The sequence below is a fragment of the Pseudomonas sp. NFPP25 genome (assembly GCF_900116505.1).
Lineage (GTDB): Bacteria > Pseudomonadota > Gammaproteobacteria > Pseudomonadales > Pseudomonadaceae > Aquipseudomonas > Aquipseudomonas protegens.
The window spans coordinates 332,658-347,688 of record NZ_FPBG01000007.1 but is presented as its reverse complement, the minus strand read 5'-3'; the positions used below and the strand labels follow the sequence as shown (position 1 = coordinate 347,688).

Here is a 15,031-nt window from a genome sequence, read left to right as displayed (position 1 = left end):
GGCGGGAGATAGTCATGCCTGTACCTAACCTCGCCCTTTGGGAAGAGGTCGAAAAGACCGACCCCAAGTTCACCAAGGAGTACACCGGCCCTGGTGGTTTCAGCGGTACCGCGGTGAATGCCCAGTACCTGGCCAAGCGCGCCACGGAACAGTTCGGCCCCTGCGGCACCGGCTGGGGTTATGACGTGATTGAGGAGCGCTTTGACATCGGTGGCCCGCTGCTGAGCAAGGAAGGCGTGGTGCTGGCCCACGCCCAGGTGCACACCCTCAAGGTCGCCCTGTGGTACCTGGGCGGCGACGGTGAGCGCAAGACGATCACGCACTACGGGCACACGCCTTTCATCACTCAAAACAAATTCGGAAGCATCGGCACCGACTTTGACGCGCCGAAGAAGTCCCTCACCGATGCGATCGGCAAATGCCTGAGCCAGCTTGGCTTCTCCGCCGACGTTCGCCTGGGTCTCTACGACGACATTCACTACGTCAACGAGCGCCTGGGTGAAGCCGAGATCGAGCGCGCCGAAGACAAGATCGAAGCGAAGGAGCGACTGGCCGCCGAGTACCGCGAATGGCTGGCTGAGACGCTCCATCTGATCGGCACCGCGCAGTCGCTCAACGAGCTGCAGCAGCTCTACAAATCGGCGATGCGCAAGCTGGACCTCCGTCAGAGCGATCCAGAACGCGAAGCCCACAAACTCAAATTCACCCGCGCCAAGGACGCCCGTAAAGCGGACCTTGAAGACTCTATGGAGGGTGCAGCATGACCGAGCTCTACGCACTGACTGGCCAGATGGCCGAACTTGCCGCCCTGGCAGATACCGACGACGAAGGGCTACGCCAGGCCATCCAAGACACCATGGACGGCATCAAGGGCGAGTTCGAAGTGAAGGCTGACAACATCGTCATGTTGCGCCGAAACATCGAGGGCGACATCGACGCCATCGACAAGGAAGTCGATCGTCTGAACGAGCTCAAGCGCATCAAGAAGAACACCGTCGGCCAGATCAGCGACTACCTGCGCCGGAACATGGAGGCTGCGGACATCAAGTCGATCAAGCGACCGCTGTTCACCATCACTCTCGCCCTTTCGCCAGAGAAGGTGATCGTCGATGACGAGAAGGCCGTGCCTGACGAGTTCGTGTCGCTGAAGAGCGTGATCACCCCGGACAAGAAAACCATCGCCATCCGGCTCAAGGAAATCCGCGATCACAACGAGGCGGTGCGTAAGCGTATGGCCGCCGGCGAGGACGCGGAAGCCGAACTTCTGGAAGAACCAAGCTGGGCCCACCTGGAGCGCGGCGAGAGCTCGATTCGCATCAAGTGAGGTAACCATGAGCAACAACTTCATCCTGGTCTGCTCCGAGCGCCAGGCAGAACTGGAGGCAGCTAAGGCTGCCTTCTTCATGTCCGGCAACAAGGTCCAGGTGCTGGAGTCTTTCAGGTTCCAGCCTCGCCGGCCACGCAAGGACCTGGGTGGCCAGCATGGCAAACGCGCCACCCGCCCGCAGCCAAAGCGCACCTACGAAGACCACTTCGCCCAGCGCAAGGCCTACGTCGACACGATCCGAGAGCTCGCCAAGACCATGACCATCGACCAGGCCATGGCCGCCACCGGAAAGTCCGAGTCAGCCATGCGCCGCGCCTCCCATGAAGGCGGCTTCACGTTCAAGAGCAAGGTCGTGGATAGGGAGCGGGATTTGAAGCTCATCCAGCGCCTAGCTGCCCTGCGGGACGCTGGAGTGTCACGCATCGCTGCCTGCAGGAAGGTCGGGATCTCTGACACCCTGCTGAACCGACTGGTGCTCGACTACGACTTCAACTTCCCGAAGCGCTGGGAGAAGCGAGCTTGAGGCGCTTCAGCAACCGCCCGCAACAGCGCAAACGTCAAACCTGGTCGACGATACCGGCCAGCGGCATCGAAGAGGTAGGCCATGGCTGCGACTCAGGAAGAACGAACAGCCAAACTTGCCGAGAGGCGGCAAGAGCTGGGCGAGCAGGAGCTACGACACACAGTTCCCTACGGAACGCGGCGGATGCTCGACGAGTTGATGCGCTGGCGTGAGATCGAGGAAGTCAGCGAGGCCGTGCAACTGCTGGTGATCAACGCCACGCCCGAGGAGATGCCGCCAGCGCCGACAAAGGTCAAAGGCCCGTCCGACATCATCAGGCACTACTTCCGCCAGGGAGTGCGTGACAGGTTAGCGACCATCACCTCCGCCCTTGGCGAGTCAAAGGACCGAAACACCATCTGGCGACTGATCGCATATGCCCACTCGCTTGGCCCCGACGGCTCCGCGTCGCTCTTCGAAATTCCGCGCCACAAAATTGAAGTACCGCAAAACGTGGCGCGCAAATTACGACAGGCAGGTTTTGCCGAATCGCTGCAGATGAACGCCGACGACGGCGACGAATAACCCACCCTACTCGCTGCACCCGATATCAGATAGATACCCAAAAAATAAAAAATTAGCCAGTTCTACGACCTAAAATACGCGGAAGAACTTTTAGGACCTCAGACGCGGTGTTTTGTTCCAACTTGCTTCTTTCCAGCTCAAAAGTTGTCTGCCCAGGTTGTAAAACCTTATTTCTTTCAGATTCGACTAGATTTCTTGCAACCTCGGTTAAAGAGTCGGCGGACTCAGCTAATAAAGCTGTACTTATACCAAAATATTTTAGCTCTAAATTAGTTATCTCATTTTGGAAATACTTCACCTCAAGCAAACCGGCCTTGTACAGACGCAGAAAGAAAAAAGCAAACATCTGAATAAAGACAACCAAAGATAAGCGTGGAATAAACGATATCGCAAAACTAATCATATCTTGCTGCATTCCCGCAGTCTGCCAAACAAAATAACTTAAAACACCCAGCCCAGTAACTGTAGTGAGAAAACCTAACGTTAAGTTTACATTTCCTCGCAGACCGAGTGCAGACACCTCGTCCATCAGTCTAATTCTAGACTGAGCAAACTCTCGCTCAATTACTTGAAGTTTTCTTTCTTGATCAGCTTTTTTTGAAGCTGCTTTAGACAGCTCTTCCAATAATTCCTTCCCTGCCGAAGCCTTTAACGATGAAACAGCATCCGCCACAATTTTCTTGTGATCGGCCGAAGACATCAGAGGCAGATTCCTTTTCAGATGGTCAACAGACTCTTCCAGTTTATTTAAGCGCTCCTCTCGGCCATCATGCAAATCAATCCCAAGAGTGCTCTTTAAACCCAACCCAGCAATTTCTCCTACAAAGGAAATAACCTTAGGGCTTAGCGAGAAACCATTTTGCAAGTAGGCCAATATCGAAAAACCCAAAACCCACAAAGATAGAACAAAGGCAAAAATATACATAAGGCTTTGAGGAACCGGAATGAACCCCAAATAGTAGTCTTTTTTAATCCCGGCAGAGACAACCAAGGAGATTGCCAATATCAAAGGAGTAATAACAAGTATATTTCTCGCCCTTTTTCGCCTCTCCATTTTAAGCGTGTCATCCGCGCCAATGTTTGGTTGAAAACCTGTCGATCCATCGCCCATTGGGTTGCTCATGACGCTTCCTATAAAAACCTATAATTTTAGCTGAGGATACAGGATGGCTATTAGCTATGGCAGTGTCTGCAGTGGAATAGAGGCCGCGACACAGGCCTGGCACCCACTGGGCCTGAAGGCCGCATGGTTCGCCGAGATTGAGCCGTTCCCCAGCGCGTTGCTGGCTCATCACTACCCCAGTACGCCAAACCTTGGCGACATGACAAAACTCGGCGCCCAAGTGCTGGCCGGCAAGATCACGGCCCCAGACATACTGGTCGGCGGCACCCCGTGCCAGGCCTTCTCGGTAGCCGGCATGCGCGAAGGCCTCACCGATCCCCGCGGCGCCCTCACCATCAAATATGTGGAGCTTGCAGATGCAGTTGACTATGTTCGAGCCGGCCAGCGAAAGGCCGCCTCAATCGTCGTCTGGGAGAACGTCCCCGGCGTCCTCAGTGACAAAGGGAACGCCTTCGGATGCTTTCTTGGCGCGCTTGCTGGGGAAGACTGCGATCTGCAGCCTCCAGGGAAAAAATGGCAGGACGCTGGTTGTGTGTATGGACCCAAAAGAACAATCGCGTGGCGGGTTCTGGACGCCCAATATTTCGGCCTGGCCCAACGACGCCGTCGTGTGTTCGTTGTCGCAAGTGCTCGAGACGGGTTCGATCCCACCGAGGTACTTTTTGAGCGCGAAGGCGTGCGCCGGGATACTGCGCCGCGCCGAGGCACGCAAGAAGAGCTTGCCGGAACGATTGCAGGCGGCGCTCGTAGCAGTGGCGGATACAGCACCGACGACATCCCACTGACCGCAAGTGCACTGCTTTCCAGCGAGCCAAAGGCCGATCGGGGCGGCGATGTAAACCTAATCGCGATTGGTGAGATCGTCGGCGCGTTGACTGCTGGCTGCGGTCCGAATGGACATGGCGGAAGCGGTCTGGCGACAGATAAAGGTGCAGAGGCTGGGCACATCCTGGCATTCGGTGGAAATAACCAGACCGGCCCGATTGACGTGGCAACTGCTCGCAACGCCTGCTCCAGCGCCAGTGGTCGCATGGATTTCGAGAGCGAGACATTTGTGGTCCATGGAACACAAGACCCAGGTGTAAGCGACAAACTTGCCTTTGCCCTGGGTCGAAACAACGGCCAGGAAAATGCGGTGCTGGCTTTTTCCTGCAAAGATCACGGCGCAGATGTCGGGGAGATCGCCCCGACCCTACGCGCCATGAACCACTCAGGAAGCCACGCAAACGCCGGCGGGCAAGTCGCTGTTTGCATAACAGGCGATATCACCCACACGCTCAAGGCCGATGGATTCGACGGCAGCGAGGACGGCACCGGGCGCGGACAACCTATAGTGCCCGCCACTTCCGGCGTGAGGCGCCTCACTCCCAGGGAATGCGAGCGCCTTCAGGGCATGCCCGACGACTACACCCTAATCCCCTGGCGCGGCAAGCCTGCCAACGAATGCCCTGATGGCCCGCGCTACAAGGCGATCGGCAACAGCAAAGCCGTAACCGTCGTCCGCTGGATCGGCCGGAGGATTCTCAAGCAGATCGAGCCGGATCGATGAGCAGATCTTGGTCATTTGAGCTTAATACTGGCTCCAGATCTTGAGGGCGGTTCGGATCTTGCGGTTCTTGCCTCTTTCGCTCTCGATCCACTTCGAGCCGCCGTCTGGCCCGGTCGATATCAAAAACTTTCCTTTCGAGATATGCCTCTAGGGTGGAAGAAATTCTGAAAAATCCACCGCATGGTTGGCAATGGAAACGCAGCCCGCCTCCATAGGTTAGATGCTCAACCGCTTCTTCGTTTCTGCAAACTGGACAGGCCATACCGCAACTCCATTTCCGTTGATCGCTGAACTGTAGTTGATCCCTCGCCACCTTCAACCGTCGGGCGTGCCCCCGGCAAGGACTCCCCATGCCCACAGAAACCCAACACCTGGAGCAGCGAGTAGCTGCCCTCCAATCGGATCTCAACGCCCGGGACCAAGCCCTGGACGACGCAGCAACTGAGAACAACGAGCGCGAATTGTCCCGGCGTGACTGGTTCGAAGCCGCGCAGGTGGCAGAGAAGCGGGTCGAGGAGCTGCATGGCGATCTAACCAGCGCCAATGCCGACAAGGAGGCCTAAGCGCAGAACGCTATCAACCTGCGCGAACGCCTGGAGCGCTTGAAGGTTCAGCGGAACGACTACGCCAAGCAGCTGGCCGAGCGGGATGCGCTGCTGCGTGAATGTGCGTCCGAGTTCAGTACCGCCGAGGCTTCCGCCTTCGAAGTTGAAATGCGCAGGAAGATCGACGCCGCCCTATCCACCAGCGAAGAGCCGAGCGCGCCGCGCCACAAATACGAGGTCTCGCAATCTGTGGCGCTGGAGTTCAGCCGTAAGAGCACGCTGATGATTCAGCAGGACCCCGGTGACGAAGTTGTGTGGCCGCTGAAATGATTACTCTTCCTCGTCGAAAGCATTGACACTAATTTCAACAGAGCGGTCTTCCTCGGCGCCTGCAGCTTCTAGAACGTGAGCCGGGGTCGACTCATCAAATACCGCTATGTAGTTGTACACCAGACCATCATCGCTCTCATTGGTCTCAATAGTCACATAAGAGCTGGCGTCACCCTCTGAAATCCCAAGAATTTCAGCGATACGCTTGTTAGATTCTTCTTCCATTTGATCTTCAAGTTGACGGCTGCTCACAACGCTCTCCTTTGCCCGGCCCCATGCCGGTCACCCGTAATACCCCATATCAACGAATCACGCCAGCAGGCACGGCGGCTGATAGCCCCGCCAGGTCGAGCCACCGAACCAGACCAGCGATCAATTGAACCTCATTCGCCATTTATATCGAGATATTTGACCTCTTCATTATAAGGCGCTGACAATTTCAGTGTTACTGGTGGCTCGTAATCACATAGCTCCACAGTATCAAGTAATTTATCTTGATAAGAGATTGTAATTTGAAGATTAGCTTCACCGTCGAACGTTCTTTTAAATACATTCTCAAGCACGAATGGATAATTACCATCTTCGTGATCGAACGGGCTTCTATCGTAGTCCTTCTCAACTTCAATGGTATCAGCTGTGAATTTGAATTCTAAATCATAGGTGCACTCTTCATCGCCGACCGAAATCAAGTTAGCCTTAACCAGCTCGATATCGTATACATCAACATCTTCTAACTCCGAGTCCCAGCCGCCCATTTTGAAATCAGTATCAATCGCCTGTATGCACTCATGGATTACGTTCATGAAATCTCCACGAACAACCTCCAGCGCTTTGGCAGCGAACTCGGATGGCTCTATGGAAACACTCTTAATGACGGCATCGATGAACTCGTCAACCGAGTCACTGCAAATCAAACGCGGATGTTCTTCCGCATACCTATGCATGTCCTTGTCACTAGATATAACATGGACTGAGTGTCCTCGACCTGCTGAAAGGTCGTCTAAAGCTTTCAATACAAAAGCATCTGCAAATTCTTTTTCTTTCTCGCCCAAAGCAAATGGAGCGAGTGAAGAAAAATACCTCTCGAACACATAACTTGGCTTTACTTCATCAATTGAAACATACTCAACGTTTTGGGAGTCAAGGAACGTTTCAAAATCCAGGGAAATCAACCGTGATATTTCATCCGCCGAAACCTTGGAAAATATTCCATGCGCCGGAATGCCTGGAACATTCCTCAAAATCATCGCATTCTTCTTGATTGCCTTGAGCTCGGAAACAGCAGCTAAAGACTTCTTCTTTATATGCGATAAAACCTCCCCCTTTGTTACATCTGTAATTAACAAGCGGACTTCGCCATCATCTATCAGATCTTTCAACCCGCCAAGACTATGAGTCAGAAACTGGAAGTTTTTGCCTTCATATATATTGGTATCTAAAAAAACCAAGCGTGACCTGAGCTCCATAAGCACCTCTCCCTTTTCTCTGATCATACGGAGCATTAATCGGAACGCCTACAGAAAGCTAAAGTCCGGCAATCAGCCTGGCCCCGACTTCACGCCCGGCCACCTGCGCCAGGCCACGGTCAACATAGGTTCGGTCACCCGCAACAACCGGCATCACCACCTCACCACCGCGCTTCACCTCGACGTTAATACGCCAGGTCTCCCGCCCTTCTTCGCTCTACTCGCACTCCATGTAGCTCCAGAGCTGGAAGCCTTCGTACTCGTCATAAATATCGTGCTTTGTCATGGGCCTGCCCACTTGAGGAAGGCGCCATCGTAGCACCCACCGCCCGGGCACGGCCCGGATAGGACGCCCCATGCCCACAGAAAACAAACCGGCCGACCAGTTCGGCCCAAACGGTCGCACCTTCCATCTCCACCTGTCAGTGCGTGGCGCACTACGCGACTTCAGCAAGCGCCAGCTCAAGGGTATGTTCCGCTTTGAGGGTGGTCGTGCGTGCACCGCTGACGAAGCGAAAGATCATCTGCTTGAGGCCCTGGCCCAGGGTAAAGAGGTTCTGCCTTTCGGCCCACCGTGCGCTGGCTTCGACTTTTCCGGGGGGGGCGGCTGCCCCGGCCATGACCTGGTATCGGAGGAGGCTTTATGAGCCGATTCTGTTTTTGTAACTGCCCGGCGGGGTTCTCCGCCGCCCCTGAACGTCATGCTCCAGACTGCCCAGGCCGATCCGGAGCCGGAAAACGCGGGCCGACTCCAATGCCAGCCACCACTCCGGAACTGAAGGTGACCGCCGCCGAGGAGCTGGACGCCGTATTGCACTGGCGCGGTAAGCATGCCCAGGCAATCAAAGAGCGTGACGCCCTGCAGCGCAAATTAACCTCGACAACGGCGATGCATCCATTTGCTGAAAAGGTCATTCGCAAGCTGGAACGCTTTCAGGAGTGCGCGGACGACGGCCAGGGTGCGGACATTGGCCGGCACTGGTTTGACCTGCTCACCCAGCTCGGCCTCCTGAATCGTGTGCAGCGCAGCCCTGCCCTTTGGGAAATGACCCAGCAAGGCGAAGACGCCTTGGAATTGTCGCGGCAGAGCGCCAAACCCCGATAGGAGTACATTTGTACTCATCCCGCAAAAACCTAACCCCTCCCCCACATTCAAGTCAGCCGCTATAGCGGCCAAGGACGAAGTCATGCCCAAACATCAGCCGGAACTTGCCCGCATCTACAACGCGTTCGGCCTCAGCTCCAATCACGAACTGTCGACCCTGCTGGCCAATATCGAGAACATCAAGCGCTTCTCCGGCCTGCTGCACGCGGTTGAGCGTGAGTTCTTCATGGTGCCCGGCGAGCCATCCGGCGAGCCCGAGGACGAAGGCGCTCCAATTGATGACGAGTGCCTGGTCAATAGCTGGGGATCGACGCAGATCGAATACCTCAAGCAATTCAGAGCTGCCCTACCGGTAGCCGCCGCGAACTCAGTACCTGCTTACGAGGCGCCGGTAACCGGTGAAAAATGGTCGCTAGACGGTGAAAACGGCTCCTGGGATTACGACAGCCTCGATGATCTGCTTAAGGACAACTACGGCCATGATAGCGATGGCGACGGACACCCGGCCAGCTTCAGGCTCGGCCTGTATGAAGGGGGCACGGTCTATCGCGGTATTGAATGCAAGGATGACCCTGCCGACTTCGTCCCGGACCAGGACTATGTAATCGAACACATGGCAGAGCGCGCCTGCGACAGCGACGCGGGCGAGTGGGCCGACAACTATCCCACGCTGAATGCAGAGGCGAAGGCTGATCTGGATATCGCACTGGCGCCGCTGAGGGCCTGGGCGCGCAAGCACTGCCAGCCTGACTTCTTCACCATCAAGGACATCACGCCGCATATCGTCACTGCCGAGGATGTCAGACAGAGCAGGCAGCCATGATCCTCCCCGCCCTCTACATGCTCTACCTGATCTACACGGGGCCAAGGCCATGACTGAGCAAAACACCAAAGAATTTTACTCTACCGAGCAAGCGTCTCAGCATGCCGCCGACTGGTGTAGGCGTCATCCGGCATGGCGCCGGATCTGTGATATCCCGGATAGCTGCGTATTTTACAACACCTACGAGGAGATTCCGAAGCGGGAACGCGCCTACTGGGAAGAGAACGGTGGCGAAGAATGCTGGCGGGAATTCGGGACCGCAAAAAGCAAGGTGCCGACGGGGTTCATCTCCGGAAAGGGCGAGTTTTTCGACAGCGTTCTCAAGGTGCCACTCCATCACAACCTGATGATGGTGTTTCGCGTTGGCAGAAGCTGGAAACCATGACTCATTAGCAGCGGCTACAAGAACTGAAGAGTCCGCCCGGCCCGGGCAGCAGGCAAGACATAGACCGGGCGAACGCCTGAACAGTGCCACGGCGCAACGCCGGCGGCGATAAGACAAACCCGAAAACAACCCTCACGCAATCCGGCGAGGTATCCATGAAACTCAATGAACACGTTGAGGCCTTGGTGGCCTCCGGCGCGCTTTTCGCTGCCAACCATTCAGGCGGCAAGGACTCACAAGCCCAACTGATCAAGCTATTGGAGGTGATACCGGTCCGACAACTGATCGTCGTTCACGCCTGCCTAGGTGACATGGAGTGGCCCGGCGCACTCGAGCTGGCGCGCGACCAAGCGGAAGCAGCCGACCTCCCCTTCATCGTAGCAAAGGCAAAAAAGACCCTGCTGGAAATGGTCGAACGCCGTTTCGAGAGCCGGCCCGAGGTGCCGAGCTGGCCGTCCGCATCCACCAGGCAATGCACCAGTGACCTCAAGCGGGGCCCTATCCAACGCGAAGTGCGCCGGTATGCCAAGGCCAACGGATACAAGGTGGTGGTCAACTGCTTGGGCCTGCGCGCCGAAGAATCCCCGGGGCGGGCCAAGCGCAAAGAGTTGAGCCAGATGGGCATCAGCAATTCGGTGCTGACCTGGTACGAGTGGCTGGTGGTGCACGACATGAAGACCGAAGAGGTGTTCAGCACCATTGCAGCTGCCGGCCAAACGCCCCACTACGCCTACGCCGAGGGCAACGACCGGCTCAGTTGCGTGTACTGCATGTTCGGTAGCAAGGGTGACCTGCGCAATGGTCGCCGGCATCACCCTGACCTGCTTGCCCAGTACAACGCCATGGAAAAGAAGACTGGCTACACGATGCACATGAGCCGAATCCCGCTGATCGAGCTCTCGGCCTAAAACACCCCATTCAACAATCGGAAAGCCTGCAGCTCTGCGGGCAGGAGACACGCATGCCCGACATAAAAGTTCAGTGCTGCCGCTGCAAGAACAAGCACATGGAAAGCGAGCGGCTAAAGGTGCCAAGCAAAAAGTACGGCTCGGGCGTCAGCGACATGATCTGCCCACGGTGCCGGTGCACCACCTACTACCGCCTACAGGCTGATTAACCACCTTCTGCCGCCACGCGCGGCGTGGAGAACCCTATGGAAACAGAGATCCTTTCGGACGAGGAGCTGGCCGATCTGACTGGCTACAAGCTCAGGGGCTGGCAACGTCGCTGGCTCCTTGATCGTGGCTGGACTTTTGTCGAGAGCCGTAGCGGTCGCCCCCTGGTTGGGCGTCAGTACGTTCGCATGAAACTGGGCGCAACTCTGGAAGTGGTCCAGCTCGCGCCACCCCCGCCGGCCACCCCTGCGTGGATACCTGATATCTCAAAGGTGAGGTGATATGCGCCCCCGCAAAACGCAAAATCGGAATCTGCCGCCGCGCATGTATGTGCGGCAGCGCACGCGAAAGAACGGAAAGGTATGGGTCAGCTATTACTACCTGGATCCCAAAGGAAAGGAGGTCACGCTTGGCAGCGATTTGAGCCTGGCGCGCCTGAAGTGGGCAGAGCTGGAGGCGAAGGACAAGCCGCAGGATCTGTGCCTTATGCGGGCCATCTTCGACCGATACGAGCGAGACATCATCCCGAAGAAGGGAGAGCGAACCCAGAAGGACAACCGCGCCGAGCTGCGCCAGCTCAGGCCCTACTTTGACGACGCACCCATTGATGCGATCACCCCCTCCCAGATCGCACAGTACCGTGACGCGCGCAGCGCAAAGGTTAGGGCAAACAGGGAGATTGCTACCCTCTCTCACGTCTTCAACATGGCGCGGGAATGGGGGCTGACCGCCCGGGAGAATCCGTGCCAAGGCATTCGCAAGAACAAGGAAACACCGCGGGACTTCTATGCAAATGACGCAGTGTGGGATGCGGTCTACAAGAAGGCTGTTCAGGAGCTGAAGGTCGCAATGGATCTTGCGTACTTGAGCGGCCAGCGGCCTGCAGACGTGCTTTTAATGAGGAAGGATGACATCGAGGGATCTGCGCTAGGGGTCGTACAGAACAAGACCCATAAAAAGCTCAGGATCATGCTGGAGGTAGAGGGGAAAGAGACAGGTCTAGGAGCTCTTGTGCAGAGCATTCTCCGGCGAAACGAGAGCCACAGCTCGCCTTATCTCATCCTGACCGAGGAAGGCAGGCGAGTTACCACAACCATGCTACGCAGGCGCTGGGACGACGCTCGAGATGAGGCGGCAAAAGCTGCTGAGGCGGATGGCGACATGATTCTTGCGAGCCGAATCCGTCAGTTTCAGTTTCGCGATATCCGGCCCAAAGCGGCCTCCGAAATCACGAACGTGGAAGATGCAAGTCTGTTGCTGGGTCATACCAAAGGCGACATAACAGAGCGCGTTTACCGTCGCATCGGGGCTCTCGCAAAGCCCACAAAATAGCCTAAAAAGAGTTCCAAAACTGGAAGCTCGGGCCTTGCATATCAAGGCCTGTAGCCGCCCTATTTCAAAGCAGTATTAGGACGCAAAACAGCTTCAAAGGCCCGAATTATCTAGACTTGTAGGTCGGTCTTGAAAACCGCCGACTGTAACAGGTCCTAGAGTTCGAATCTCTACGCCTCCGCCAAATCTCAACGAGAAAGCCCTGATTTTTCAGGGCTTTTTTGTGTCTGGGGGATTTTCCAGGCGGCGCTTCTTGAGCATCGTTACAAAACTATTTAGTAATCGTTGCAAAACTCTCCCTTCCCCGGCGTCCTGCCAAACAAAAAACACCCCCAATTGCTACTCAACGCGACACCACCACGATTGCGCATATAGGGCTCCATCGACCTCCTCAATGCCATTGATGTTCATCCCGAGCTGAGCCATGCCGTTGATCCTGGCATTAAGCAGTGGCGGAAATGGTTGCATCAACGATGGTACCTTGACGCAGCGACAGGCCTTTTTCCTGCAACGCGAGGATCGCAGGTGCGAGCGGATGCTTCTCCAGGAAGTGCCGGAAGTTCATGATCGTGGTGTCTTCGGGGATCGGCGCGCTGAGCGTCAGGCGTGCGAACTGGCGCATGGGCGGCTCGGATCAGGTAGTCAGGCGTATTTCAGCACATCTGCGGACTTGTTCGGAGAATCCATAAAGCCGGGGACGACCGCGAGCCCCTGACTACTGGGCCTCGCGATCGCAAATCAACTAGCCAATAATGATATTCGGTCCATCACCAATATCAGAGGTCGGATTTGTGGGTTTATAAGTGAGCGAGACAATGCTCAGGGTATTTTGGAGCGTCTGCGTGCCGTTCCCGTTCGTCACTGTGGTGTGGCAATTGATTTGAGAGCAAGTAAGAGGGTTGGGATCACACTTCTTGTCTTCACCGACCTCAACCCGACCACACCTGAAAGTCATGGTCCGGTACGGCGTGAAAGTTTGTGGGTCCCACCACTGCACGTTCAGGATCTCGTCTTTCGTGCCACCACCATTCCTCACATTATTGAGTGTGATGGTGAACTCCGCCGACTCGACGGGAAAGCCCGTGTTGTTCATCAAATATGGAACGCAGTCGTAGCTCACGTCTTTGCTCTGATTGACTTTCACTGTAACGGGCATTGACATGTGGATCTTGATTTTATCCTTGTCGTAGAGGGTGACATCTTTGCGAGCAGGTGATGCCTCTAGTTGCGAGCCTGTTTTTTTGGCTGATTCAGACATTCTAACTTCCTTATTTTCTTATTTCCTTATTTACTGAGACTCTTGATAAGAGCCTCTCCCTGTTACTCGAATCCAATCTTTGGATACGCCCTGTCGATTAAAGCTTGGTAAAACCCCCATGTCAAAATTTGCAAATAGTATTCTAAACAAGAGATTTCAAACTTCTATCCGCTATAAATAATTGCTCCCCCCCTATCGCCAACAGCAATAAAAACCAATTCAAATAGCACTCGCCTTTTTGCTAGACACATGAACCAGAAACAGAAATCAACAAAGCCCCCCCCTTTAGGTCGGCAGATACCTGAAGGTATTCGTGGAAAGCTACGCTGAGAGCAACCGAGGACACAGCCATGTGTGGAAGACTCTCTCAGTACCGCGGCATCCATGACTTCGTCGCAGCCCGCATGCCCGGGGCCCTGATCAATAACGTCGGTGATCAGCCCCTGGGGCGATACAACGCGGCGCCGACGATGCAGCTAGCCCTCTTCCACGTCGCCGAAGACAAACTACACGCCGACGCCGTGCGCTGGGGTTGGAGGCCACATTGGGCCACCGACCGCGCCGCGCCGATCAATGCCAGGGTCGAGAAAGTGGCTCACGGGCCGTTCTTCCGCCAGATCTGGCCGCACCGGGCCATATGCCCGATCGATAACTGGTTTGAATGGGTGGACGAAGGCGGACCTAAGAAACAGCCCTACTTGATCAATCACCGCAACGGCTCCCCCATCCTCTGCGCCTCAATCGGACAGTTGCCTGGCCAGGACCGAAGCGAGCACGAAGGCTTTGTGATCATCACAGCGGATAGCGAAGGGGGAATGGTCGACATCCACGACCGCCGGCCTGTGGTCCTTGCACCAGACCTGGCCCGGGAATGGCTCGATCCGGCAACGCCGAAGGAACGCGCCGAACAGATGGCGTTGCACCAAGGCGAATCGGCCAACTCCTTCAAGTGGTTCAGGGTATGCACCGCGGTCGGAAACGTGCGGAATCATGGGCCGGAACTGATCGAGCCATTGGTGACACTGCCATAAGCCTGTTCACACTTCAGCTCATTTGAACAGCCTGAAAATCACCAAGCCTAGAAAAATTTAGAACGCCTTGCGTTCATTCGCTGATGGTCTTAACTGTTCGATGCAGCAAACGTACTAAATCAAAAAACTTGCGACATGCATGTATTTCCTTCAGCACCAACAAAAGTTAGCCCCCGCGACTCAATCCAACTATTGAAGTCAGCAGTAGCAAGCCTGCAAGTTCTTTGAATAGGGAGCCAACTCATGGAACAATCAATCCAAAAAAGGAATATAAATATGAGCATATCTATCACGAACGCAGGAAGCAGAGAGATCCAAGTTGCAGTCAGTACTTGGAGCACAGATAGCGACATCAGTGATGCCTATTACTCTCTGGCACCCGACAAGGGTGACAAATGGAAACGTAACGACCCAAGAGGTTACTTAATGACTGTAAAAGGCCAATCCCAACAAGGCGTATATTACGTTGCCTTTGACAGCGAAATTTTCATAGAAGACAGCCTTGTAAAGGATCGCGGAAAAACTATCACCAAGCTCGCGCTGGAAGTTCAATAA

The 15,031-nt window shown here is 55.3% G+C and carries 20 protein-coding genes and 1 pseudogene; 16 read left to right on the top strand and 5 right to left on the bottom strand.

Annotated elements, in window-relative coordinates:
- Positions 1-14 precede the first annotated feature (14 nt).
- The 4 genes from BM382_RS26905 (at position 15) to BM382_RS26890 (ending at position 2,414) form a co-directional block, all read left to right on the top strand.
- A complete protein-coding gene (locus tag BM382_RS26905; protein ID WP_072444400.1) occupies positions 15-764 on the top strand; it encodes a hypothetical protein in 750 nt (249 codons plus the stop codon).
- Positions 761-1,324, top strand: a complete 564-nt coding sequence (locus BM382_RS26900) for a siphovirus Gp157 family protein (protein WP_072444402.1) — start codon at positions 761-763, stop codon at positions 1,322-1,324. The genes BM382_RS26905 and BM382_RS26900 overlap by 4 nt, the downstream gene beginning before the upstream one ends.
- 7 nt (positions 1,325-1,331) lie before the next feature.
- A complete protein-coding gene (locus BM382_RS26895) occupies positions 1,332-1,850 on the top strand; it encodes a hypothetical protein (RefSeq protein WP_072444404.1) in 519 nt (172 codons plus the stop codon).
- 81 nt (positions 1,851-1,931) lie between these two features.
- Positions 1,932-2,414 carry a hypothetical protein gene (locus tag BM382_RS26890; RefSeq protein WP_072444406.1) on the top strand — a complete coding sequence of 161 codons (483 nt, stop codon included), beginning with the start codon at positions 1,932-1,934 and terminating at the stop codon, positions 2,412-2,414.
- Between the two features lie 52 nt (positions 2,415-2,466).
- Here BM382_RS26890 and BM382_RS26885 read toward each other — a convergent pair whose 3' ends face one another.
- Positions 2,467-3,537, bottom strand: a complete 1,071-nt coding sequence (locus BM382_RS26885) for a hypothetical protein (protein ID WP_139187218.1) — start codon at positions 3,535-3,537, stop codon at positions 2,467-2,469.
- Positions 3,538-3,580: 43 nt separating this feature from the next.
- Here BM382_RS26885 and BM382_RS26880 point away from each other — a divergent pair, with 43 nt between their 5' ends.
- The 3 genes from BM382_RS26880 to BM382_RS31745 all read left to right on the top strand — a co-directional run bounded on the left by BM382_RS26880 (position 3,581) and on the right by BM382_RS31745 (position 5,961).
- Positions 3,581-5,086, top strand: coding sequence for a DNA cytosine methyltransferase (locus BM382_RS26880; protein ID WP_072444410.1), 1,506 nt, complete (start codon positions 3,581-3,583; stop codon positions 5,084-5,086).
- A 350-nt stretch (positions 5,087-5,436) separates the two neighbouring features.
- Positions 5,437-5,649: a hypothetical protein gene (locus BM382_RS26870; RefSeq protein WP_072444414.1), complete on the top strand. Its 213-nt coding sequence runs from the start codon at positions 5,437-5,439 to the stop codon at positions 5,647-5,649.
- Between the two features lie 39 nt (positions 5,650-5,688).
- Complete coding sequence (locus BM382_RS31745; protein WP_072444416.1) at positions 5,689-5,961, top strand: hypothetical protein; 273 nt, start codon at positions 5,689-5,691, stop codon at positions 5,959-5,961.
- On the opposite strand, the gene BM382_RS26860 is transcribed toward BM382_RS31745, so the two are convergent.
- Positions 5,962-6,213, bottom strand: a complete 252-nt coding sequence (locus BM382_RS26860; RefSeq protein WP_139187219.1) for a hypothetical protein — start codon at positions 6,211-6,213, stop codon at positions 5,962-5,964.
- Between the two features lie 131 nt (positions 6,214-6,344).
- Positions 6,345-7,463: a PIN domain-containing protein gene (locus tag BM382_RS26855; RefSeq protein ID WP_072444420.1), complete on the bottom strand. Its 1,119-nt coding sequence runs from the start codon at positions 7,461-7,463 to the stop codon at positions 6,345-6,347.
- Positions 7,464-7,783: 320 nt separating this feature from the next.
- Here BM382_RS26855 and BM382_RS26845 point away from each other — a divergent pair, with 320 nt between their 5' ends.
- The 7 genes from BM382_RS26845 (at position 7,784) to BM382_RS26815 (ending at position 12,187) form a co-directional block, all read left to right on the top strand.
- Positions 7,784-8,074, top strand: a complete 291-nt coding sequence (locus BM382_RS26845; RefSeq protein WP_072444421.1) for a hypothetical protein — start codon at positions 7,784-7,786, stop codon at positions 8,072-8,074.
- Between the two features lie 107 nt (positions 8,075-8,181).
- Positions 8,182-8,532: a hypothetical protein gene (locus tag BM382_RS26840; RefSeq protein WP_072444423.1), complete on the top strand. Its 351-nt coding sequence runs from the start codon at positions 8,182-8,184 to the stop codon at positions 8,530-8,532.
- A gap of 82 nt (positions 8,533-8,614) precedes the next feature.
- On the top strand, positions 8,615-9,355 hold the full coding sequence (locus BM382_RS26835; protein WP_083541090.1) for a hypothetical protein: 741 nt from the start codon (positions 8,615-8,617) through the stop codon (positions 9,353-9,355).
- A 49-nt stretch (positions 9,356-9,404) separates the two neighbouring features.
- Complete coding sequence (locus BM382_RS26830) at positions 9,405-9,740, top strand: hypothetical protein (RefSeq protein WP_072444424.1); 336 nt, start codon at positions 9,405-9,407, stop codon at positions 9,738-9,740.
- Positions 9,741-9,895: 155 nt separating this feature from the next.
- Positions 9,896-10,648, top strand: coding sequence for an adenine nucleotide alpha hydrolase family protein (locus BM382_RS26825; protein ID WP_072444426.1), 753 nt, complete (start codon positions 9,896-9,898; stop codon positions 10,646-10,648).
- A 245-nt stretch (positions 10,649-10,893) separates the two neighbouring features.
- Positions 10,894-11,136, top strand: a complete 243-nt coding sequence (locus tag BM382_RS26820; RefSeq protein WP_041774360.1) for a DUF4224 domain-containing protein — start codon at positions 10,894-10,896, stop codon at positions 11,134-11,136.
- Position 11,137: 1 nt separating this feature from the next.
- Positions 11,138-12,187 carry a phage integrase gene (locus tag BM382_RS26815; protein WP_072444428.1) on the top strand — a complete coding sequence of 350 codons (1,050 nt, stop codon included), beginning with the start codon at positions 11,138-11,140 and terminating at the stop codon, positions 12,185-12,187.
- A gap of 457 nt (positions 12,188-12,644) precedes the next feature.
- On the opposite strand, the pseudogene BM382_RS26810 reads toward BM382_RS26815, so the two are convergent.
- Together BM382_RS26810 and BM382_RS26805 are read right to left on the bottom strand one after the other, a co-directional pair.
- Positions 12,645-12,809: pseudogene (locus BM382_RS26810) on the bottom strand (IS5/IS1182 family transposase); the annotation flags it as partial.
- A 120-nt stretch (positions 12,810-12,929) separates the two neighbouring features.
- Positions 12,930-13,445, bottom strand: a complete 516-nt coding sequence (locus tag BM382_RS26805; RefSeq protein ID WP_011062084.1) for a hypothetical protein — start codon at positions 13,443-13,445, stop codon at positions 12,930-12,932.
- Positions 13,446-13,795: 350 nt separating this feature from the next.
- Here BM382_RS26805 and BM382_RS26800 point away from each other — a divergent pair, with 350 nt between their 5' ends.
- Together BM382_RS26800 and BM382_RS26795 are read left to right on the top strand one after the other, a co-directional pair.
- Positions 13,796-14,476, top strand: a complete 681-nt coding sequence (locus BM382_RS26800) for an SOS response-associated peptidase family protein (protein ID WP_072444430.1) — start codon at positions 13,796-13,798, stop codon at positions 14,474-14,476.
- Positions 14,477-14,719: 243 nt separating this feature from the next.
- A complete protein-coding gene (locus tag BM382_RS26795) occupies positions 14,720-15,031 on the top strand; it encodes a hypothetical protein (RefSeq protein WP_225368698.1) in 312 nt (103 codons plus the stop codon).